The 20,013-nt window shown below is 74.7% G+C and carries 20 protein-coding genes; 9 read left to right on the top strand and 11 right to left on the bottom strand.

The features are described 5' to 3' along the window. Positions 1-71: 71 nt before the first annotated feature. Genes AB0946_RS01085 through AB0946_RS01065 form a run of 5 tightly spaced genes read right to left on the bottom strand, consistent with a single transcriptional unit; the run spans position 72 to position 5,919 of the window. Complete coding sequence (locus AB0946_RS01085; RefSeq protein ID WP_366758547.1) at positions 72-908, bottom strand: ECF transporter S component; 837 nt, start codon at positions 906-908, stop codon at positions 72-74. Continuing rightward, positions 905-2,914, bottom strand: a complete 2,010-nt coding sequence (locus AB0946_RS01080; RefSeq protein ID WP_366758546.1) for an ATP-binding cassette domain-containing protein — start codon at positions 2,912-2,914, stop codon at positions 905-907. Before AB0946_RS01080 ends, AB0946_RS01085 begins: the two co-directional genes overlap by 4 nt. Continuing rightward, positions 2,911-4,086: a CbiQ family ECF transporter T component gene (locus AB0946_RS01075; protein WP_366758545.1), complete on the bottom strand. Its 1,176-nt coding sequence runs from the start codon at positions 4,084-4,086 to the stop codon at positions 2,911-2,913. The genes AB0946_RS01080 and AB0946_RS01075 overlap by 4 nt, the downstream gene beginning before the upstream one ends. Continuing rightward, positions 4,073-4,720 carry an SCO2322 family protein gene (locus AB0946_RS01070; RefSeq protein ID WP_366758544.1) on the bottom strand — a complete coding sequence of 216 codons (648 nt, stop codon included), beginning with the start codon at positions 4,718-4,720 and terminating at the stop codon, positions 4,073-4,075. Before AB0946_RS01070 ends, AB0946_RS01075 begins: the two co-directional genes overlap by 14 nt. Further along, a complete protein-coding gene (locus AB0946_RS01065; RefSeq protein ID WP_366758543.1) occupies positions 4,717-5,919 on the bottom strand; it encodes a prenyltransferase/squalene oxidase repeat-containing protein in 1,203 nt (400 codons plus the stop codon). Before AB0946_RS01065 ends, AB0946_RS01070 begins: the two co-directional genes overlap by 4 nt. A gap of 1,088 nt (positions 5,920-7,007) precedes the next feature. On the opposite strand from AB0946_RS01065, the gene AB0946_RS01060 reads away from it, so the two are divergent. Genes AB0946_RS01060 through AB0946_RS01045 form a run of 4 tightly spaced genes read left to right on the top strand, consistent with a single transcriptional unit; the run spans position 7,008 to position 10,824 of the window. Further along, positions 7,008-7,601, top strand: a complete 594-nt coding sequence (locus tag AB0946_RS01060) for a helix-turn-helix transcriptional regulator (RefSeq protein WP_366758542.1) — start codon at positions 7,008-7,010, stop codon at positions 7,599-7,601. Next, complete coding sequence (locus AB0946_RS01055; RefSeq protein WP_366758541.1) at positions 7,594-8,226, top strand: hypothetical protein; 633 nt, start codon at positions 7,594-7,596, stop codon at positions 8,224-8,226. Before AB0946_RS01060 ends, AB0946_RS01055 begins: the two co-directional genes overlap by 8 nt. Next, positions 8,226-9,434: an MAB_1171c family putative transporter gene (locus AB0946_RS01050; RefSeq protein ID WP_366758540.1), complete on the top strand. Its 1,209-nt coding sequence runs from the start codon at positions 8,226-8,228 to the stop codon at positions 9,432-9,434. The genes AB0946_RS01055 and AB0946_RS01050 overlap by 1 nt, the downstream gene beginning before the upstream one ends. Then, complete coding sequence (locus tag AB0946_RS01045; protein ID WP_366758539.1) at positions 9,427-10,824, top strand: FAD-dependent monooxygenase; 1,398 nt, start codon at positions 9,427-9,429, stop codon at positions 10,822-10,824. The genes AB0946_RS01050 and AB0946_RS01045 overlap by 8 nt, the downstream gene beginning before the upstream one ends. Positions 10,825-10,862: 38 nt before the next feature. On the opposite strand, the gene AB0946_RS01040 is transcribed toward AB0946_RS01045, so the two are convergent. Then, on the bottom strand, positions 10,863-11,321 hold the full coding sequence (locus tag AB0946_RS01040) for a hypothetical protein (RefSeq protein WP_366758538.1): 459 nt from the start codon (positions 11,319-11,321) through the stop codon (positions 10,863-10,865). A gap of 122 nt (positions 11,322-11,443) precedes the next feature. On the opposite strand from AB0946_RS01040, the gene AB0946_RS01035 reads away from it, so the two are divergent. Next, positions 11,444-11,830 carry a hypothetical protein gene (locus tag AB0946_RS01035; protein ID WP_366758537.1) on the top strand — a complete coding sequence of 129 codons (387 nt, stop codon included), beginning with the start codon at positions 11,444-11,446 and terminating at the stop codon, positions 11,828-11,830. A 289-nt stretch (positions 11,831-12,119) separates the two neighbouring features. Here AB0946_RS01035 and AB0946_RS01030 read toward each other — a convergent pair whose 3' ends face one another. Continuing rightward, positions 12,120-12,737, bottom strand: a complete 618-nt coding sequence (locus AB0946_RS01030) for a TetR family transcriptional regulator (RefSeq protein WP_366758536.1) — start codon at positions 12,735-12,737, stop codon at positions 12,120-12,122. A gap of 220 nt (positions 12,738-12,957) precedes the next feature. On the opposite strand from AB0946_RS01030, the gene AB0946_RS01025 reads away from it, so the two are divergent. The 3 genes from AB0946_RS01025 to AB0946_RS01015 are packed head-to-tail and all read left to right on the top strand — an operon-like array spanning position 12,958 to position 16,171. Next, positions 12,958-14,358, top strand: a complete 1,401-nt coding sequence (locus AB0946_RS01025; RefSeq protein ID WP_366758535.1) for a glycosyltransferase family 4 protein — start codon at positions 12,958-12,960, stop codon at positions 14,356-14,358. Beyond that, on the top strand, positions 14,352-15,104 hold the full coding sequence (locus AB0946_RS01020) for a class I SAM-dependent methyltransferase (RefSeq protein WP_366758534.1): 753 nt from the start codon (positions 14,352-14,354) through the stop codon (positions 15,102-15,104). The genes AB0946_RS01025 and AB0946_RS01020 overlap by 7 nt, the downstream gene beginning before the upstream one ends. Beyond that, positions 15,101-16,171, top strand: coding sequence for a prenyltransferase/squalene oxidase repeat-containing protein (locus AB0946_RS01015; protein WP_366758533.1), 1,071 nt, complete (start codon positions 15,101-15,103; stop codon positions 16,169-16,171). The genes AB0946_RS01020 and AB0946_RS01015 overlap by 4 nt, the downstream gene beginning before the upstream one ends. A 34-nt stretch (positions 16,172-16,205) precedes the next feature. Here the strand turns inward: AB0946_RS01015 and AB0946_RS01010 are convergent, their stop codons facing one another. Continuing rightward, complete coding sequence (locus tag AB0946_RS01010; protein WP_014672411.1) at positions 16,206-16,499, bottom strand: hypothetical protein; 294 nt, start codon at positions 16,497-16,499, stop codon at positions 16,206-16,208. Between the two features lie 173 nt (positions 16,500-16,672). Between AB0946_RS01010 and AB0946_RS01005 the strand changes: the two genes are divergently transcribed. After that, the gene (locus tag AB0946_RS01005; RefSeq protein ID WP_366758532.1) at positions 16,673-17,242 is read left to right on the top strand and encodes a hypothetical protein; all 570 of its coding nucleotides are present in this window, start codon (positions 16,673-16,675) and stop codon (positions 17,240-17,242) included. Positions 17,243-17,372: 130 nt separating this feature from the next. Here AB0946_RS01005 and AB0946_RS01000 read toward each other — a convergent pair whose 3' ends face one another. The 3 genes from AB0946_RS01000 to AB0946_RS00990 form a co-directional block, all read right to left on the bottom strand. Continuing rightward, entirely contained in the window at positions 17,373-18,161 is a 789-nt protein-coding gene (locus tag AB0946_RS01000) for a DUF5336 domain-containing protein (protein ID WP_366758531.1), read from the bottom strand. Positions 18,162-18,244: 83 nt separating this feature from the next. Next, a complete protein-coding gene (locus tag AB0946_RS00995) occupies positions 18,245-19,195 on the bottom strand; it encodes an N-acetylmuramoyl-L-alanine amidase (protein WP_366758530.1) in 951 nt (316 codons plus the stop codon). A gap of 22 nt (positions 19,196-19,217) precedes the next feature. Beyond that, entirely contained in the window at positions 19,218-19,868 is a 651-nt protein-coding gene (locus tag AB0946_RS00990) for a class I SAM-dependent methyltransferase (RefSeq protein ID WP_366758529.1), read from the bottom strand. Positions 19,869-20,013: the final 145 nt, after the last annotated feature.

Here is a 20,013-nt window from a genome sequence, read left to right as displayed (position 1 = left end):
ATCCCGGGTCGTAGGTGACGTGCGTCATGTGGGGCTCCTCACGGGTCCGCTCACGCAGCGGAAACACTCCCTCACCCGGCGGGACCGTCGAATGTGACCGCGCTCTCGAAAGCGGCCCGCCGCGTGGCCCGGCGCAGCGCCCGCAGCACCGCCGGACCGAGGGCGACGGTCAGCACCACCGTGCACAGCGCCCGGCCCAGGTCCCAGCCGAGCGAGGTGGCCAGGCAGTAGGCGACGAAGTGGGCCAGGTTCTCGGCGACCGGGGCGTCGCCGTGGAAGGAGATGTTCGAGGCCGCCGCGCCCAGGAAGGGCCAGCCGGCCAGGTTCATGCACGTGCCGTAGGCGAAGGCGGCGAGAAAGCCGTAGCCGGCGAGCAGCAGCAGCTCACCGCGGCCGCGCAGCCGGACCGGCCCGGGCAGCAGGCCCGCGCCCAGGGTGAACCAGCCCATCGCCAGCATCTGGAACGGCAGCCACGGCCCGACCCCGCCCGTGAGCAGCGCGGACGCGAACATCGTCACCGAGCCCAGCGCGAAGCCGAAGCCCGGGCCGAGCACCCGTCCGCTGAGCACCATCAGGAAGAACATGGGCTCCAGTCCCGCCGTGCCCGCGCCGATCGGCCGCAGCGCCGCGCCCGTCGCGGCCAGCACGCCCAGCATGGCCACGGCCTTCGGCCCGAGGTCCGACTCCGAGACCGTCGCCGCCACCACCGCGACCAGCAGCACCAGCAGACCGGAGAAGAGCCAGGGCGCGTCCTGGGCGTGCGCGCTGAGCTGGGAGGCGGGCGGGGCGAGGAACGGCCAGCCGAAGGCGACCACACCGACCGCGCTGGTCAGCGCGAGCGCGGCGAGCGAGCGGGGACCGAGGCGGACGGCGCGCGTCCGGGCGGCGGTGCGGGTGCCGCGGCTCACGTCAGCGCCTCCCGCACCTGGGCCACCGTCAGCCACTGCTGGGGGGCGAGGATCTTGGTCACCTGTGGTGCGAAGGACGGGGAGGACACCACGATCTCGGCCGTCGGTCCGTCGGCGATCACCTCTCCCTCGGCGAGCAGCACCACCCGGTGGGCCAGCTCGGCAGCCAGCTCCACGTCGTGCGTGGCCAGCACGATCGCGTGCCCCTCGGCCGCCAGAGCGCGCAGTACGGCGACGAGGCGGGCCTTGGCCGCGTAGTCCAGGCCGCGCGTCGGCTCGTCGAGGAGGAGCAGGGGAGGGCGGGCGGTCAGAACCACGGCCAGCGCGAGGGCCAGGCGCTGGCCCTCCGAAAGATCGCGTGGGTGTGTGCCGTCCGCCACGTCCGGCAGCAGCTCGGACACCAGGGCGCGGCAGGTTCCGGGCGCGGCGGCCGCGTCCCGGTCGGCCGCCGCGCACTCGGCGGCGACGGTGTCCGCGTACAGCAGGTCGCGGGGTTCCTGGGGGACGAGACCGACCCGGCGCACGAGGTCCCGGGACGGGGTGCGGTGGGGTACGGCGCCGTCGACCTCGACGGTTCCGGAGCTGGGCGCCACCAGGCCGACGAGCGAGCTGAGGAGGGTGGACTTGCCGGCGCCGTTGCGGCCCATGAGCGCGATGGTCTCGCCGGGGGCGATGGTCAGGTCGACGTCCCGGAGGGCCTGGACGCGGTCCCGGCGGACACTGAGGGCACGGGTCTGCGCGAGGTGCGTGCGCGGAGGTTCCTGACCGGGGGCGGGCCGGCGCCGGAAGAAGGAGCGGCGGCCGGGGGCGCCGGGCACCCGGCGCGGGGGCCGCCCGGGGGCCGGTGCCGCCTGCCCACGCGGACGCGGCACCGCCGCCGCGCCCGTCCGGGCCGTCCCGGCGGGACGGCTGTCCGCGGCGCCGACGCCCAAGGCGCCGGTGGCGGGGGCGGTTTCCCCGGCTCGGGCGGCGCGGGCGCCCGCGGCCCCGGCGCCTCGGCCCGCAGCCGCGTCGGCTGGATCGTCCACGGGCACGGCAGCGGTGCGACGGGCCGTGGCCATGTCGGCGGGGGCATGGGGGACCGGGGCGGTGGGGCGGGTCGTGGCCGCGGCGGCGGGATCCCCCGAAGGCGGGGCGGCGGCGGCACCGGCCGGGGTCGCGGCGGCAGGGGTGTGCGCCGGTGCCGTCGCGCCGGACAGGCGGGTGCGCAGGGGCGGGGCCTGGCGGCGGGCGTCCCGGACCGTCAGGGGGAGCGGGGACCAGCCGGCCAGGCGGCCCAGGGCCACCACCGGGGGGTAGACCGGGGACACGGCCATCACCTCGGCCGGGGGACCGGTGACCGGGGCGGCGCCGGGTGCCGGGAGCAGCACGACCCGGTCCGCGTACTGGATGACCCGTTCCAGGCGGTGCTCGGCCATCAGGACCGTCGTCCCCAGGTCGTGCACCAGCCGTTGCAGCACGGCCAGCACCTCCTCGGCGGCGGCCGGGTCCAGCGCCGAGGTCGGCTCGTCCAGGACCAGCACCCGGGGGTGCGGGGTGAGGACCGAGCCGATCGCGACCCGCTGCCGCTGTCCGCCGGACAGGGTGGCGATCGGGCGGTCGCGCAGCCCGGCGAGGCCTAGCAGGTCGAGGGTCTCCTCCACCCGGCGCCGCATCACCGCCGGGGCCAGCCCCAACGACTCCATGCCGTAGGCGAGTTCGTCCTCCACGGTGTCCGTCACGAAGTGCGCGAGCGGGTCCTGGCCCACCGTGCCGACCGCGTCGGCGAGTTGGCGCGGCTGGTGGGTACGGGTGTCCCGGCCGGCCACCGTCACACGGCCGCGCAGGGTGCCCCCGGTGAAGTGCGGGACCAGCCCGCTCACCGCGCCCAGCACGGTCGACTTGCCGACCCCGGACGGACCGGCGAGCAGCACCAGTTCGCCCTCGGGGACCTCGAAGTCGACGCCGGCGACGGTGGGCCGGGCCGCACCCTCGTACGTCACGCTGACATCCTCGAAGCGGATCACGACGGCTCCCTCGGGACGACGAAGGCGGGCAGCAGGGCGAGCAGGACGGCCACGGCGGGCCAGAGCGGAAGCGTGGGCGCGACGAGGGGCACGACCCCGGGGTGCAGCGCCCGGGGATCGCGGACGGAGGCGAGCGTGAGCAGCCCGGCCACCGCGGCGCCGGAGCCCGTGACCAGCCAGGCGCGCGCGCCCCACGGGTCCGGGCGGTACCGGGTGCGCAGCGAGCGCCGGCCGCCCAGCCGCAGCCCGGTGAGCGCGGCGGCGACTCCGGCGAGCAGCACGGGGAGCCCGTACGTACCCCCTGCCGCCTTCAGCAGCCCGTACGTTCCCGCGCACACGCCGAGCAGGCCGCCGAGGGTGAGCGCGGCCGTCGTACGGCGGACCCGGGCGGGAACCTCGGCGGTACGGCCGTAGCCGCGGGCCTCCATCGCGGCGGCGAGCGCGACCGAGCGCTCCAACGCGCTCTCCAGGACCGGCAGTCCGACCTGGAGCAGGCCTCGTACGCCCCGGTCCGGACGGCCGCGCAGGCGGCGGGCGGCGCGCAGCCGCCGCACGTCGGCGATGAGATGGGGCGCGAAGGTGAGGGCGACGACCACGGCCACGCCCGTCTCGTACAGCGCGCCGGGCAGGGACTTGAGGAGGCGGGTGGGGCTGGCGAGGGCGTTCGCGGCGCCGACGCAGACGAGGAGGGTGGCGAGCTTCAGGCCGTCGTAGGCGGCGAAGACGACCGCCTCGGCGGTGACCCGGCCGCCCAGCCGGATGCCCTGCGCCCAGTGCGGGAGCGGGACCTCGGGGAGCGTCAGGAGGGTGTGGGTGCCGGGAACGGGGGAGCCGAGCGCCACCGCGAACAGGACGCGGACGAGGAGGACGGCGAGGGCGAGTCTGACGAAGGCGGGGTAGGAGCGGGCCCAGGGGGCGGGGGAATGGTGGGCCGCCACGACGTAGGCGGAGGCGGATATGAGCAGGGAGAGGAGCAGGGGGTTGGTGGTACGGGTGGCGGCGACACCGAGGGACACCGCCCACAGCCACCAGGCCCCGGGATGCAGGGCGGCCCGCGGCGGGCGCCCCGAAGAGGCGCCGGGCGCCGTCCGCCGCGCGGCCACCGCCGTGCGGGCGCGTTCGGACACCACGCGCCCGGACCCGCACGGCCGCTCGGGTTCACCCGGACGCATCGCGCCGCCGACGTGCCTGCCACACCGCGGCCCCCGCGAGGAGGGCGACCACGCCCGCGCCGATCGGCAGACCCAGCGAGGGCCCGCCGTCGCCTCCGCCGCCGGCTTCGCCCCCGCTCCGCTTCGCCCCGGCGGCGACCTGTTCCCCGCACCCCTGCTCCGGATACCCGGCGATGGCGCACAGCAGGGCGTTGGTGTCGTACCGCAGGGGTTTGGCCACGGCGGCCAGCGCGTCCGCGGTGGTCGCGTCGGACGGCACGCGCGCGCAGGCCGTGCGGCGTGCCGGCGGGGTCTCGCCGGACGGCGCGTCCGGCCGCGTGCCGAAGTCGAGGACCAGGGCCACCCGCTTGGCGTCCGGCCCGGCCGGTGTGCCGGCGCAGATCGTGCCGAAGTCCGCCGTACCGCGCGGCCGGCTGGCGTCCGCCGAGTCCGCGCTCACCGCGAACCGGAAGCCCTGGACCGCGCCGTCGTCGGGGCGGACGAAGGCCGGGCCCTGGGTCGCGTACGTCCAGTGGCCGCCGGTGCGCTCCCAGAAGGACCAGTAGCGGTAGCCGGTGGCACCGGCCGGTCCGGCGCAGGCGAGGAGCAGCAGCGCGGCGACGAGCACCGGCACGGCACGGCGGACGGCGGTCACGGCTGCTGCTTCTTCCGGCCGCTGAGGAGGAAGCCGATACCGATGCCGGCGACGAGGCCGACGCCGACGATCCACCAGACGCCCGTCCCGGAGCCGTCGTCGGACTTCTCCCCGTGCTCGGAGGCGGTGTCCATGCGCGGGGCGGGGCCGAGGGCGTTGAGGGAGCGGACCAGGCTGGTGCCGCCGAAGTCGCCCGGCTGCTGCCCGAGCGCGTGGGCGGCGAGGATCAGCTGGGCGTACGCGGCCGGGCCGTTCTGCGTCGCCCACGGCCCGGCGTTCTTCTCCAGCCAGGCGTAGGCCTTCTTCGCCGGCCCGGTCCGGCCGTCCGCGGCGAGCGCGACGACGGCGTCGGCGGTGTTGCCGAAGTCGGGCTGGTCCTCGGCGCCGGGCAGGGCGGACTTGAGGTGGCCGGTCCTGGCGACGGCCGCGGCCAGGTAGGCGCCGGCGTTGTCGGCGACCTGGGTGCGGGTCCTGGCCTCGGCGCAGGTGTCGTGAGCCGGGGCCTTGCCGGTCCGCGCCACGAAGCCCTTGCCGAGGGCGCCCAGCAGGCCGGCGGCCGTCGCGTCCGCGTTGGCGAGCAGCCTGCCCTTCTTGTCCGCCTGGTAGGCGAGGGCGCCGCCGCCGTCCTGGTCGCAGGGGATGGACCAGGTGGGCAGGGCGTCGTAGGGGGACTTGCCGGACTTGTGCACGTCCGCCGGGTCGGTGCCGGCCGCGGTCAGCGCGCCGATGACGACGGAGGTGGAGTTGGTGTCGCTGGGGCCGCCGGGGTAGTAGCCCCAGCCGCCGTCCTCGTTCTGCACGGACTTCAGCCAGTCCACGGCCTTGCCGACGGCGATGCCGTGCCCGTCGGCCGTGGCGAGGGCCTGGACGGCGGCGGCCGTGCTGTTGGTGTCGGCCCTGACCTTGTCGTCGCACGGCTTGGCGGGGGCGGCGCGGAAGGCGGCGAAGGAGCCGTTGGCGCACTGCTGGCCGGTGAGCCAGTCCACGGCCGCGGCGGCCGGCCGGTAACCGAGGGTCCGCTGGGCGAGCAGCGTCAGCGACTGCCGCCACACGCCGTCGTACGTCGGGTCTCCCTTGCCGTACAGCCCGGCCGGGACCGTCACCTTCGGCGACGGGGACGGTTCGGCGGCCGTGGCGGGCGCGGCGGCGGCCAGCACGCCTACGGCGGCGAGAGCCGCGGCACTGCGGCGGACGTTCATGGTCGGCGACTGCCTCTCCTGCGGGGAGCCGGGCGGCGCACGGGTGACACCCCGGGCGGCTCGGCTCCGTAGACCTCGACGGTGCCGTGCGCGGCGGGTCGCCGGCGCACGCGAGCCGGTCAACGTCCCGTCCGGGGCGGTCCGGCTCACCGCCTCGCTGGCGGCACACGGATGCCCCCGGCGCGGGCGCAGCCGAGAGCCGGGGGAGGGTCAGCGCCGGAATTGCACCGGCTTCCCCCCGTACGGGTGTGATGACGACCCGCGCCACTTTACCGGCCGCCTCACATGGGCCGAGGGGTGGCCGTACCCACACGGAACGGGTGACCGGGGTCACTGCCGGCACAGGTCCGGGGAGACGCGGCCAACGGGACGCCGGGGCGCCGTCGTTGCCCGGCCGCGAGGGTGCTGTGTCGCCGTCGCTGGGTCGCGAGGATGCCGTGTCGCCGTCGCCCTCTGGTCGCACGCCCGGGCCGCGGGCGTGCCGTACCGCCGTCGTTCCCCCCCCGCCGCGAGGGCGGTGGCGCCGGGAGGCCGGCCCGGCGGACGAGGGGCGCGCGCCCGGTGGCCGGCTCCTGCGCGTGCGCCGGGGCCTGGGCGCGGGTCAGTCGGCCGGTCGGGACCGGGTGTGCGACCAGAGGCCGGCGGCGGCCCTCTGCCGGGTGCGGGCAGGCGTGGGGAGCCGGGCCCGGTGCCGTGTCGGCCGGGACCGTGACGCGCCGGGGTCGGCGCCGTCCGTCCGCCGCCTCGTGCGGCCGGGTGTCGGCGCACCGCATCGCCTTCCCATTCCGGGTCGGCCCGCAGGCGGCCGGACCCGCGGCGGAGAGCGGGACGCGCCACGGTGGGCCGGTGTCCCCCGGGGAAGGCGGGCGCGGAGGCGCCCCGGGTGCCGCTCCCCCATAGGCGGCACCCGGGGCGGGTCGGAATCTTGCTCTCCGTGCGGTGATCCTCACCCACGGCGCCCCTAACTGTCAACGATAGCTGCCTAATTAGGCAGGGAGCGTTGTCACATCTGGTCGCCGAACGGGCGAACGGGTAGCCTCGCCGTCAGCCCAGCCACCGAACGGACGACACGCCCAGGGGGGACCTCGGTGAGTGACGCGTACGCCTCGCTGGCCGATGTCCTGGACCGGCTCGGCGAGTTGACCGGCCGGCCCGGCCGACTGCCGGAGGTCCTGGACGTGTCCGGCCTCTCCCACCGCACGGGCATCCCCGTCGGCGTCGTCGTCGATCTGCTCTCCGGTGGCCGCGCCCCCGAGACCTGCCTGGCCGAACGCGTCCGCCAGCGGCTGGACTTCATCCGGGAGACCCGGCGCCGTCCGGACGGCAAGCGGTACTCGCTGGACGAGCTGGCCAGGATCGCCGGGACCAGCCGGCAGTGGCTCAGCGAATGGCGCAAGAGCGGGATGCCGAGCCTGGAACACGCCGACCGGCTGCGCCGGTTCTTCGGCCTGCCCGCCGGCTTCTTCACGGCGGACGAGCCGGAGGCCCTGCACGAGGCGCTGCAACCGGTGCTGCAGAGCCTGGAGGCGGAGGCGGACCCGCTGCTGCGGCTGCGCGAGAGCGGGCTGGTGCGGCTGGCCGCCCGGGCCCCGCAGATGAACGCCCGGCAGCTCGCCACCCTCGCCGACCTGGCCGAGATGATCATCGCCTCCGAGCGGGCGGAGGACGCCGGGCGTGCGTGAACCGAGCGCCGAGGCCGCGAAGCCGGCGCCGTCCCCGCGGCCGGCGTCCGCGCGGCCCCCGAGGCACTCCAGGTCCCCGAGGCGCTTCCTCGACCGGCTCGTGCGCGACACCGTCCGCGACCTCACCCCGCCGACCGGCCCGGAGGCGTTCCTGCACGCGCTGTGCGCCACGCTCAGCCCGCAGCTCGACCGCCCGGTCCGGCTGAAATTCGCCGCCTTCCCGCCGGGCCTGGACGTCTCCGGGATCACCCTGGCCCGGGACGAGGACTACATCGTCGTGGTCGAGGACCGGGCCCCGGACCCGCACAAGTTCGTCATCGCCGGGCACGAGATCGGGCACATCCACTACGGCACGCTGGACGTGCACTACCCGTCCGGCCTGCCCGCCGCCGCCCGCCGGCTGCTCGCCCGCGCCGAGGACGACGTCCCCTGGGACCGGGTGGTCGCCATGGCCACCCGCTCGCCCGCCGCGGCGGCTGCCGAGGCCGAGTGGGAGGCCGAGGAGTGCGGGCTGCGCCTCGCCGCGAAGTTCTCCAAGGTCGTGGGGCCGGGCGCGGCCGGCCTGACCCAGGACACCCTCGTCGACCGGCTGTCGTCCTCGCTGGGCAACATCGGCGGCCCCTGATGCGCTGGGACATCGCCGGTTCCTTCGCCGCCTACGCCGTCCCGGCCGCCCTGCTCGCCGTCGCCTTCGTGATCAAGCTGCCGCTGCTGCGGCGGGCCTGGCGGGACCCGATCCTGCGGGCCACCGCCCTGCTGCTCGGCATCGGCGCGGTCTGCTTCGCCTCGCTGCCACCGGCCAACCTGCACCGCATCAACGTGCTGACCGGCATCCCCAACTTCGCCGGGCTCTGGGTCTACTCGCTGCTGACCGCGTACTGCGGCGCCTGCCTGTGGCTCATCATCACCTGGCGGGAGCCGCCGTCCGCCGTGCGCCGCCGGCGCACCCGCCTGGTCCGGGTGGCGTACACCGTCATCATCGTCGGCCTGTGGACGACGTTCCTGCTCGGCGACCACCGGACGGAGCGCACGCGCGACCTCGACACGTACTACGCCGGCACGCCCTGGATGCGCGAGTTCGTGCTGCTCTACCTCGTCGCCCACCTGGTGTCCGCGCTGGTCGCGGCGGGCATGCTGTGGGCCTGGTACCGGGAGGTCGAGGACACCTGGCTGCGCCGGGCGGTGATCTTCCTCCAGGTGGCCTACGCCCTCGGGCTCCTCTTCGACGTCGCCAAGCTCGCGGCGATCGGCGCCCGCTGGGGCGGCCGGGACTGGGACTGGCTGTCGACGTACGCCGCCCCGCCGTTCGCCATCGCCGAGGCGGTCCTGGTGGCCGTCGGCTTCATCGCCGGGCAGGCCGGCCCCTGGGCGGCGGAGCACCGCAGGCTGGTGCGCAGCCACCGGCGGCTGAAGCCGCTGTGGCAGACCATGCTGGCCGTGACCGCGCCGGCGGCGCCCGCGACCGGCCGGGTCAGCGGTGCCGCCCTCCGCCTGGAGCTGCGCCGGGCCGCCATCAACGACGGGCTGCTCAAGCTCGCCCCGCACCTGTCCCCGGCGCGGCGCGAACGGACGCGGACGGCGGCGACGGCGGCGGGCTACCCGCAGCCCGTGGCGCGGGCCATCGCGGCGGCGGTGGACATCCTGGTCGCGGCGGACGCGCTGCACGCCCCCGACGGCGCGGACCGGCCGCCGTCCGCCGGGCGGACCGGTGCGCCCTTCGTCCCCGACAGCGAACTGGAGTCGGTCGCGCACGCGTTGCGGAACCACGCGGCGGCCATCGAACGGTTCCGCCGGCAGGCGGTCGCCACGGAAGGTCTCACCTCACATGCCTGACACACCCACCCGACGCCGTACCGCGCTCGTCATCGGCGGCAGCACGGCCGGCATGCTCGCGGCGTCCGTGCTCGCCAGCCGCTTCCACGAGGTGACGATCGTGGAGGCCGACCGGCTGCCCGAGGGGCCCGAGCCGCGCAAGGGCCTGCCCCAGGCGCGGCACGCCCATCTGCTGTGGTCCGGCGGGGTGGCCGCGCTGGAGGAACTGCTGCCGGGCGTCACCGGGGAGCTGACCGCCCGGGGCGCCGGGCTCATCGGGGTGATGCGGGACCTGGTCAGCAAGGCGCCCTCCGGGCAGTGGTTCCGGCGGTTCACCGACTCCCGGCACCACATGATCGTGTGCAGCCGGGACCTGCTGGACGCGGTGGTGCGCGCCGACGTCCTCGCCCGGCGCCGGATCACCCTGCGCGACGGCACCCGGGTGGCGGGCCTGACCGGCGACCGCCGCCGGGTGACCGGGGTCAGCCTGCCCGGGGGCGGCACGCTCCACGCCGACCTGGTGATCGACGCCGGCGGGCGCGGCTCCCAGGCGGACACCTGGCTGCGGACCCTCGGTCACGCGCCGGTCGAGGAACGGGTGGTCGACGCGGGCGTCGTCTACGCCAGCCGTGTCTACGCGGCCCCCGACGCCACGGCGGCGCTGCGCTACCCGGTGGTGAACGTGCAGGCCGACCCGCGCGAGGCGCCCGGCCGGGGCGGGGTCGTCGTACCGATCGAGGGCGACCGCTGGCTGGTGACGCTCTCCGGCACCCGGGGCGGCGAGCCCTCCGCCGACCCGGACGCGTTCGAGGACTTCGCGCTCACCCACCTGAAGGACCCGGTCATCGGCCGGCTCCTCGCGGGGGCGAAGCCGCTGACCGACCCGGTGACCACCCGCAGCACGGCCAACCGCCGGCGCTTCTACGAGAAGGCCGGCGCCTGGCCGGAGGGCTTCGCCGTCCTCGGGGACGCCGTCGCCGGCTACAACCCGGTCTACGGCCACGGCCTGTCCGTCGCCGCGCAGAGCGCCATCGCCCTCGGCCGGACCCTCGACCGGTACGGCCCCACCGCCCCCGGCACCGCCCGCCGCATCCAGCGCGCGGTGGCCCGGCCGGTCGGCAACGCGTGGAACCTCGCGGTCGGCCAGGACGCCTACTACCCCGGGGCCGCGCCCCAGCCGCCGACCCGCGTCGAACGCCTCCTCACCGCCTACGTCGACAAGGCCGTGGCCGCCGGCTCCGCCAACCCGCACGCCCTGCGCGGCCTGCTGGACGTCATGAGCCTGCGCACCCCGGCGGCCCGCCTGTTCGCCCCGGACATGCTCTGGACCCTCACCTTCGGCCCCCGCAAGGCCCCCCTGCCGGGCCCGCCCCTGACCCGCGCGGAACGGGAGGCGGCGGGGCTGGACTGAACCTGTGCCAGGACGGGCGGTACCTGTGCCGGGACCGCTCAGGAGAAGTCGTGCAGCACCGCCCAGTAGTCGTACTCCTCCACCGAGGCGGCGCACAGGTGGCGGCCGTCGGTCGAAACGGTCACGAACTCGGGGGAACCCGTCACCCCGGCGATGCGTGAGGGCAGATGCGTGCCGACGGTGTCCCTGACCCGTACCCAGCCGGTCTCACTGCCTCCCGGCACGGGAGGCAGGATCAGGAACTCGCCCTTGTCGTCGTAGAGGGACACGCTGGACGCGTGGGGGTGCCACGTCTCGCCCAGTGCGGCGGTGGCGCCCGGCGACGAGGCGGGGATGGTGGCGACCGGTTCGACCTCGACGCCGGTGACGGCGTAGAGGGCGGACCGCACGGGAGGCCCGCCCTGGGGCGCCTCCTCCACCACCTGCAGTCCGCAGCGCTCCAGGACGTCCCGCCACACGGGCTTCCGCTCGTCCTGCGTCATCTCTGCCTTCGGCATACCTCTCCATGTTTTCCGGGCAGCCCCAGACGCCGTCCGCCTGCTCGACCGTGCGTTGTCCCGGCCGAAGTTGACGAAGTTCCGGGTGGCGTCTGTCTTCGGCTTGCCCGCGTGGAAGCGCGGTGTGCATCGTCGTCCATGACGGGGAGCCGAAGGGACGCCGGGTCGTCGAGGGGCGTGCATACCCGGTCTTCGAGGATCTCCTGCTCTTCCAGGTCTCCGGGCTGACGACGCTGACCGCGACGGTGAACGCCGGCGAGGTGGCCGACCTCGACGCCCTGATCGAGCTGTTCGACCGGCACGGCTACGGCGCCGAGCCCGCGAGCGGCTTCGGGACCTTGTGCGCCTGTTGCAGCGAGGGCACGCACGAGCAGGAGCGGAAGACGCACGCGGGCGCCCGGCGGGTGTCCTTCGCGGCGCCCGAGGAGGAGGCGCGCCGCCTGCTCGGCCAGTGGGCGGCGCAGACGCCGGCCGGCCGGAGCTGGAGCGGGCTGACCGTGGCCGGATGACCCGCAGGTGTCGTATTTGCGTGGAATTGGTCGGAAATGAGGGGGTCCGAAGTGCGGTATCCGTTCTATGCTGAAAGCAGCCTACGAGGCGAGTGAGGGAGTCCGACCGGAGTAGCCGACTCAGGCGGGATGCGCAGGCATCCGCCCGGGCCGACGGCGACGGTAGGGCTGAGAGGCCGGAAGGCAGCAGTCAGGCCGGACGGCGACCCCTATCACCTGATCCGGACCATACCGGCGAAGGGAACCCGTCTCGTAGGTCTTCGCATGCCCGGTCCCCGCGCGCCCCGCGTCATGCGCGCCGCGCCGGCTCCGTCAGGTCGATCAGCCGGCACGCCGTCTCGATGTCGGTCTTCACCTGGGCGAGGGAGGCGCGGCCCGACAGCCAGGTGATGAGGACCGAGTGCCAGGTGTGCTCGATGACCCGCACCGCGGAGAGCTGCTCGGGGGTGGGGTCCGCCAGGCCCGTCGCGTCCAGGATGATCGCCGTCGTCCGGCGGGAGACCTGCTCGACCTCGGGCGAGACGCTGCGGTCGGCGAAGGTGAGGGCGCGGACCATCGCGTCGGCCAGGTGCGGCTCGCGCTGGAGGGCGCGGAAGGCCCGCATCAGGGTCTCCGCGACCCGCTCGGCGGCCGTGTCGCCCGCCGGCGGCTTCTTGCGCAGGGTCCCGTGCAGATGCTCCAGCTGGTCCTGCATGGTCGCGACCAGCAGGTGCACCTTGGACGGGAAGTAGCGGTACAGCGTGCCGAGAGCCACCTGCGACGACTCCGCGACCTCACGCATCTGCACGGCGTCGAACCCGCCCCGGCCGGCCAGTTGCGCGCTCGCGTGCAGGATCCTGCGACGGCGGGCCTCCTGCCGCTCGGTGAGGGGCGAGGCCGGACGCGAGGCGCTGGCTTCCGCGGGCATGGGTCCCCGTTCCGTGACGGTCGGTGAGGCCGTCTGCCGGGCTCGTGATCGGACGGCACGGCAGGGCTGCTCGCCGTGGCGCGAATCACCTGATCCACTGCTCACAGCACCCCTACCTGCCGGTAGATTCAGAGCCTCTGAACGATCAAGTCTGAAACTTGTTCTAGATTAGCGTCCCGTCGTAGTCTCGCGGGACAGTGCAGGCAGAAGGGGGCACGGAGTGACCGCTGGGGCCCGGGAAGCGGGAGCCGATCAGGAACCCGCTGCCGACGGCGGACGACCGCTCGACATCGCGCTCCTCACGTACAAAGGGAACCCGTTCTGCGGGGGCCAGGGCGTCTACGTACGGCACCTCTCGCGGGAGCTGGCCCGCCTCGGCCACCGTGTGGAGGTCATCGGCTCCCAGCCGTACCCCGTCCTCGACGAGGGCCTGCCCGGCCTCACCCTCACCGAGCTGCCCAGCCTCGACCTCTACCGCCAGCCCGACCCCTTCCGCACCCCGAAGCGGGAGGAGTACCGGGACTGGATCGACGCCCTGGAGGTCGGGACCATGTGGACCGGCGGCTTCCCCGAGCCGCTGACGTTCTCGCTGCGCGCCCGCCGCCACCTGCGCGCCCGGCGCGGCGAGTTCGACGTCGTCCACGACAACCAGACCCTGGGCTACGGCCTGCTGGGCGACATCGGCGCCCCCCTGGTCACCACGGTCCACCACCCCATCACCGTGGACCGGCAGCTGGAGCTGGACGCCGCCGACACCTGGCAGCGCCGCTACTCCGTGCGCCGCTGGTACGCCTTCACCCGCATGCAGAAGCGCGTCGCCCGCCGGCTGCCCTCGATCCTCACCGTCTCCGGCAGCTCCCGCCAGGAGATCGTGGACCACCTCGGCGTCCGGGACGAGCGCGTCCACGTCGTCCACATCGGCGCCGACACCGACCTGTTCGCGCCGGATCCGGCCGTCGCCGAGGTGCCGGGCCGGATCGTCACCACCTCCAGCGCCGACGTGCCGCTGAAGGGGCTGGTGTTCCTCGTGGAGGCGCTCGCCAAGGTCCGCACCGAGCACCCCGCCGCCCACCTCGTCGTCGTCGGCAAGCGCCCGCAGGAGGGCCCCGTCGCGCAGGCGATCGAGCGGTACGGCCTCGAAGGCGCCGTCGACTTCGTCAAGGGCATCTCCGACGCCGAGCTGGTCGACCTGATCCGTTCCGCCGAGGTGGCCTGCGTACCGTCCCTGTACGAGGGCTTCTCGCTGCCCGCCGCCGAGGCCATGGCCACCGGCACCCCGCTGGTCGCCACCACCGGCGGCGCGATCCCCGAGGTCGCGGGACCGGACGGCGAGACCTGCCTGGCCGTACCGCCCGGCGACGCGGGGGCGCTGGCCGCCGGACTGAACCGGCTGCTCGGGGACCCGGAGCTGCGCGCGCGCCTCGGCCGCGCGGGCCGCGCGCGGGTGCTCGACCGCTTCACCTGGGCCCGCGCCGCCGAGGGCACCGTGGCCCACTACCGCGAGGCCATCGCCCGCTCCGCGGGCCACGCCCCGAGCCGCTCCGCGGCCCCGACCCCCGGCCGCCCCGCGGCCCCGGCAAGTGTTGCAGGCGTCTCCTCCGAAAGCAGGGCCACGTGCTGACCGTCGACTTCTCCCGGTTCCCGCTCGCCCCCGGCGACCGTGTCCTGGACCTCGGCTGCGGGGCCGGCCGGCACGCCTTCGAGTGCTACCGGCGCGGCGCCCAGGTCGTGGCCCTGGACCAGAACGGCGAGGAGATCCGCGAGGTCGCCAAGTGGTTCGCGGCGATGAAGGAGGCCGGCGAGGCACCGGAGGGCGCCACCGCCACGGCCATGGAGGGCGACGCCCTCGCCCTGCCCTTCCCGGACGAGTCCTTCGACGTCGTCATCATCTCCGAGGTGATGGAGCACATCCCCGACGACAAGGGCGTGCTCGCGGAGATGGTCCGCGTGCTCAAGCCGGGCGGGCGCATCGCCATCACCGTGCCGCGTTACGGCCCCGAGAAGGTCTGCTGGGCGCTGTCCGACGCCTACCACGAGGTCGAGGGCGGCCACATCCGCATCTACAAGGCCGACGAACTGCTCGGGAAGGTCCGCGAGGCCGGACTGAGGCCGTACGGCAGCCACCACGCGCACGCGCTGCACTCGCCGTACTGGTGGCTGAAGTGCGCGTTCGGCGTCGACAACGACAAGGCGCTGCCGGTGCGGGCGTACCACAAGCTGCTGGTCTGGGACATCATGAAGAAGCCGCTCGCCACCCGGCTGGCCGAGCAGGCGCTCAACCCGCTGATCGGCAAGAGCTTCGTGGTCTACGCGACCAAGCCGCACCTGCCGCGGCTCGCCGAGACCGACGGGGTGGCCGCCGAGTGACCACCCCCCGGACAGAACACCTCGTCCTGCCCGGGGTCCTCACCGCCGAGCAGGCCGCCGCGACCGTCGCCGGCATCCTGGCCGTGCAGCGGGAGGACGGCGCGATCCCGTGGTTCCGCGGGCATCACCTCGACCCGTGGGACCACACCGAGGCCGCGATGGCCCTGGACGCGGCCGGTGAACACGACGCCGCCGAGCGGGCGTACGGCTGGCTCGCCCGGCACCAGAACGAGGACGGCTCCTGGTACGCCGCCTACGCCGACGGCGCCCACGACGAGGTCACCGACCGCGCCCGCGAGTCCAACTTCGTCGCCTACATAGCCGTCGGCGTCTGGCACCACTACCTGTCCACGGGTGACGACACGTTCCTGGACCGCATGTGGCCGACCGTCTACGCGGCCGTCGAATGGGTGCTGCGGCTCCAGCAGCCCGGCGGCCAGATCGGCTGGCGCCGGGAGGACGACGGCACGCCGACGGCGGACGCGCTGCTGACGGGCAGCTCCTCCGTCCACCACGCCCTGCGGTGCGCGCTCGCCATCGCCGAGGAGCGCGAGGAACCCCAGCCGGACTGGGAGTTGGCCGCCGGCTCCCTGCGCCACGCGATCCGCCGCCACCCCGAGCGCTTCCTGGACAAGGACCGCTACTCGATGGACTGGTACTACCCGGTCCTCGGCGGCGCGCTCACCGGAGCGGAGGCCAAGGCCCGCATCGAGGCGGAGTGGGACCGGTTCGTCGTCCCCGGCCTCGGGGTGCGCTGTGTGGTACCCAACCCCTGGGTGACCGGCGGCGAGTCCAGTGAACTCGCCCTGGCGCTGTGGGCGATGGGCGAGTCCGACCGGGCCCTGGAGATCCTCCAGTCCATCCAGCACCTGCGGGACGCGGACAGCGGCCTGTACTGGACGGGCTACGTCTTCGACGACGGCACGATCTGGCCCCGCGAGCTGACCACCTGGACGGCCGGTTCCCTGCTGCTGGCCGTGGCCGCGCTGGGCGGCCACGACGCCACGTGCGCGGTGTTCGGCGGGGAACACCTGCCGGCCGGACTGGACCCGGACTGCTGCGGCTGATCCCGCGAGGGTCCGGCCCGGCCGTCGGCCGGCGTCAGTGCCGGTGCATCCGGTTGGCTATGGCATGGCCCACGAACAGGTAGACCACCGCGGCGAGTCCGTACCCGGCGACCACCCGGGCCCAGGCCTCGTCGAAGGTGAAGAGGTCGTGGGACCAGCCGGCCAGCCAGGAGGCCGCGTCATGGACGAACTGCACCAGGCTGTTGGCCCGGTTCGCGTCCAACAGGTACATCAGGATCCACAGGCCGAGGATCAGCGCCATGATGTCGGCGACGACCGCGATGACCGTCCCGGCCTGGTTCGCGCCGTTGCGATATCGAGGGGACATACTCTCCGGATTGCCGGACGATGTGCCGTGAAACCCCCCGGCAAGCCCGGAGCGGACCCGGACCCGTCCCGGACACCACCCGGACGGCGTCCCCCGGGTGGCGCATCCCGCCGCCCCGGACGAGGCTGCCGGAGGAAGCAGACCGCTCGGGGAGGACACGTCCGGAGGACTTTGTGCCCGTACCGATACGGCGCCTCGTGGTGGCGCTCACCTTGTGCTGCGCCCTGGTGGCGGGTGCCACCGCCTGTGGAGGCAGCGAGAAGAACAGTACGAAGGACACCGCGGCGGCACAGGCCGTCCCCGCCGGGGACACTCCCAGCCCGACCACGTCGGCGGAGAAGCGCAAGTTCGCCAAGACGCGCTTCGTGGTGGACGCGGGTCTGGCCGCCGGCGCGACCTACCAGTGGATCGTCAAGCCCTGGAAGGCCGGCAAGTTCAAGAAGGGCGCCAAGGGCCGCAAGACCGCGCTGGTCAAGGCGGCTCTCGCCGGTGCCTTCGCCTACAACCGGCTCAAGGCGGCCGAGAAGAACGCCAAGGCCGACCCGACCCTCTCCAAGGCGCTCCAGCCGCTCAGCAGCGGCATCGCGGCCCTGAAGAACCTGCCGTCCAAGCTCCGCAAGGGCGACGAGAACGCGGCGAGTTCGTTCAACGACGTCATCGGTGACGTCAAGGACGCGGGCAAGAGCGCCGGTGCCCCGGTCAAGGACCAGGTGCCCTCGGCCTCCCAGCTGAGCAAGGGCTAGGAGTCCGGCTCGGACCGAGCCGCGCGCGCCCACCGTCTGACGGAGCGTCAACCAGCGGTGGGGAGGCGACCGTACGGCAACGGCCCCCCGCCCGGAAGGGCGAGGGGCCGGTGCGGTGCGGCGGTGCGGATCAGCCGCGCTGGATGCCCGAGGTGTCCTGGAGCACGCCACGGCGGCCGTCCTGGGTCTGCGCGACCAGCGCGGCACCGCGCTGCTCGACGGCCAGGTACCAGGTGCCCGGAGCCAGTTCGGCGATTTGGCTGGGCGAACCGTCCTCCGAGAACAGCGGGCGGGGCACCGGCACGGCGAACCAGAACGGCGAGAACTCCGCGGCGGCCGGCTGCGGCGCCGGGGCGGCCTGCGCGACCGGCTGCTGCTGTCCGAACGGCTGGCCCGGCTGCGGCTGCGCACCGTAGGGCTGCTGGGGCTGGGCGCCCGGGTAGCCGTAACCACCGGGCGGCTGGGCGCCGTAGGGCTGCGGGGCGACCGGCTTGGGGGCCGGGAGCAGGGCGGCCTGGAGGGCGGGGACCAGCGGGGTGGCGACGGCGGCGGCGGACAGGACGAGAGCGGCGATGAACCCGAGGACGAGACCCGCGCCGGCGTCCACGTTGTCGAGGTCGATCAGCGTCCACAGCAGCGTCCAGGCCGCCAGGATCGCGAAGGCGGTGCCGACCGCGGCCAGGTCGAGCCCGGCCACCTTGCGCGGCTGCGGCAGGCAGCGGTTGACGACGATGAGAACGGCACCGATCACCGCGCCCATGTAGATGCCCAGGCCCATGCCCAGGTTGTCCCACGCGCTCCGGCTGTACGTGTCGCCGAACCCGGAGATGCTGTAGAAGTCGAGGAACGACGCGATGAACAGCACCACCGCTGCTCCGATCACCACGCCGTCGCCTCTAGTGAGGGAGCGGATATTCACTTCAGGTCCTTCGTAGGTCGTCTCGTCGTCGGTAGACACTATCGTCCGCAAGATCCGGCTGTCCGGCCGGTTCCGCCCGCCGGTCACGAACCGCGCAGGAAACTCACGATTCCCTCAGAGATTCCCTGCGCCGCCCGCTGTCGCCAGGCGCCGCTGGTCAGCAGTGCCGCGTCCTTGCTATCGCGCATGTTGCCGCACTCGATGAACACCTTCGGAACCGTTGACAGATTGAGACCACCCAGGTCCGTCCGCGTGACGAGACCGGTACCGCCGCCCAGGTAGTTGGAGGGCTGCTCCCCCGTCTCGCGGAGGAAGTTGCCCGCGACGCGCACCCCGAGATCGTGGGACGGGCCGACGATGGCACGGGTGTCGGCCCCGCCCGCGTGCACGGGACCCGGCAGGATGACGTGGAAGCCGCGGTTGCCGGCGGCCGAGCCGTCGGCGTGGAGGGAGACCGCCGCGTCCGCGCGCGCGGTGTTGCCGATGCGGGCCCGCTCGTCCACGCACGGACCCCACGCCGGAGCGTCTCCGTCGCGCGTGAGCTTCACCGTGGCGCCCTGCCGCTCCAGCAGGTCCCGCAGCCGGTGCGCCACGTCGAGCGTGAACCGCGCCTCCGTGTACCCGTCGTTGGTGGACGTGCCGGTGGTGTCGCACTCCTTGCGGTTCGTGCCGATGTCCACCTGGCGGCCGATCTCCGCCGTGTGCCGGAAGTTGCCCTGGTTGTGCCCCGGGTCGATGACGACGACCTTCCCCTTGAGCGGCCCGGAACCGCCCGGACGCGCGGAGGGCGAGGCGGTCGCCTTGCCGTCGTCACCCGCGCCGCTCGGGTCCGGCGCCGGGACGGAGGACACCGCCGAGCTGCGCGGCGCGGGCGCGGGGGAGGCCGCATGGTCCGCACCGCCACCGCCTACCGCTTCGTACACCATCCAGCCGAGGAGCGCCCCGGGCACCAGGGCGGCGAGCGCCACGGTCAGCGGGCGCCGCCGGGGCCGGCGGGGCTGCGGGGGATCGAAGTCCGGGCCAACGTACGACACGTCTGCGACTCTAACCGGGGCCTCAGATCCCCGCTCCCGTTCGCCGCAGGACACGCAGCGAGCCGGTCGCCGAGACCTCCGTGAACGCCCCGGAACCAAGGGCCCGCAGGTAGACCCGGTACGGCGCCTGGCCGGTGAACTCGTCCTCCGGGTGGGGGAAGACGTCGTGGATGACCAGCAGCCCGCCCTCGGCCACGTGCGGCGCCCAGCCTTCGTAGTCCGCCGTGGCGTGCTCGTCCGTGTGGCCGCCGTCGACGAACACGAACCCGAGCGGGGAGTTCCAGAGCGCCGCGATCCGCGGGGAGCGGCCGACGAGGGCGATCACGTGCTCCTCCAGCCCCGCCCTGAACAGCGTGCGCCGGAAGGTGGGCAGCGTGTCCATCAGGCCGACCTCGGGATCGACCGTCTCCGGGTCGTGGTAGTCCCAGCCGGGCTGCTGCTCCTCGCTGCCCCGGTGGTGGTCGACGGTGAGCGCCGTGACCCCGGCCGCGCGTGCGGCGTCGGCGAGCAGGACGGTGGAGCGCCCGCAGTACGTGCCGACCTCCAGCAGCGGCAGCCCGAGCCGGCCGGCGGTGACGGCGGCGTCGTGGAGGGCGAGCCCCTCGTCGAGGGGCATGAACCCCTTGGCCGCCTCGAACGCGGCGAGGATCTCGGGCTGGGGAGCGGCGGGCATGGAGCGCCTTTCGGTCGTACGTCGGTCCGTGCGCCCATGCTGCCGCACCCCCGGTCGGCTGGATGACAGGGGGTGCGTGGGGAGGCGGCGCGGGGAACCGCGCGACCAGCACGGCCGGAGCGCTCCCCGCGAAGACGGCGTGCCC

The sequence above is a fragment of the Streptomyces sp. NPDC046870 genome (assembly GCF_040704595.1).
Lineage (GTDB): Bacteria > Actinomycetota > Actinomycetes > Streptomycetales > Streptomycetaceae > Streptomyces > Streptomyces argyrophylli.
This window is presented reverse-complemented; position numbering and strand designations above follow the sequence as displayed.

Coding starts and splice junctions, on each gene's coding strand:
- AB0946_RS01075 (WP_366758545.1), bottom strand. CDS start 4,086: ATGCGTCCGGGTGAACCCGAGCGGCCGTGCGGGTCCGGGCGCGTGGTG.
- AB0946_RS01065 (WP_366758543.1), bottom strand. CDS start 5,919: ATGAACGTCCGCCGCAGTGCCGCGGCTCTCGCCGCCGTAGGCGTGCTG.
- AB0946_RS01050 (WP_366758540.1), top strand. CDS start 8,226: ATGCGCTGGGACATCGCCGGTTCCTTCGCCGCCTACGCCGTCCCGGCC.
- AB0946_RS01045 (WP_366758539.1), top strand. CDS start 9,427: ATGCCTGACACACCCACCCGACGCCGTACCGCGCTCGTCATCGGCGGC.
- AB0946_RS01040 (WP_366758538.1), bottom strand. CDS start 11,321: ATGCCGAAGGCAGAGATGACGCAGGACGAGCGGAAGCCCGTGTGGCGG.
- AB0946_RS01030 (WP_366758536.1), bottom strand. CDS start 12,737: ATGCCCGCGGAAGCCAGCGCCTCGCGTCCGGCCTCGCCCCTCACCGAG.
- AB0946_RS01010 (WP_014672411.1), bottom strand. CDS start 16,499: ATGTCCCCTCGATATCGCAACGGCGCGAACCAGGCCGGGACGGTCATC.
- AB0946_RS00990 (WP_366758529.1), bottom strand. CDS start 19,868: ATGCCCGCCGCTCCCCAGCCCGAGATCCTCGCCGCGTTCGAGGCGGCC.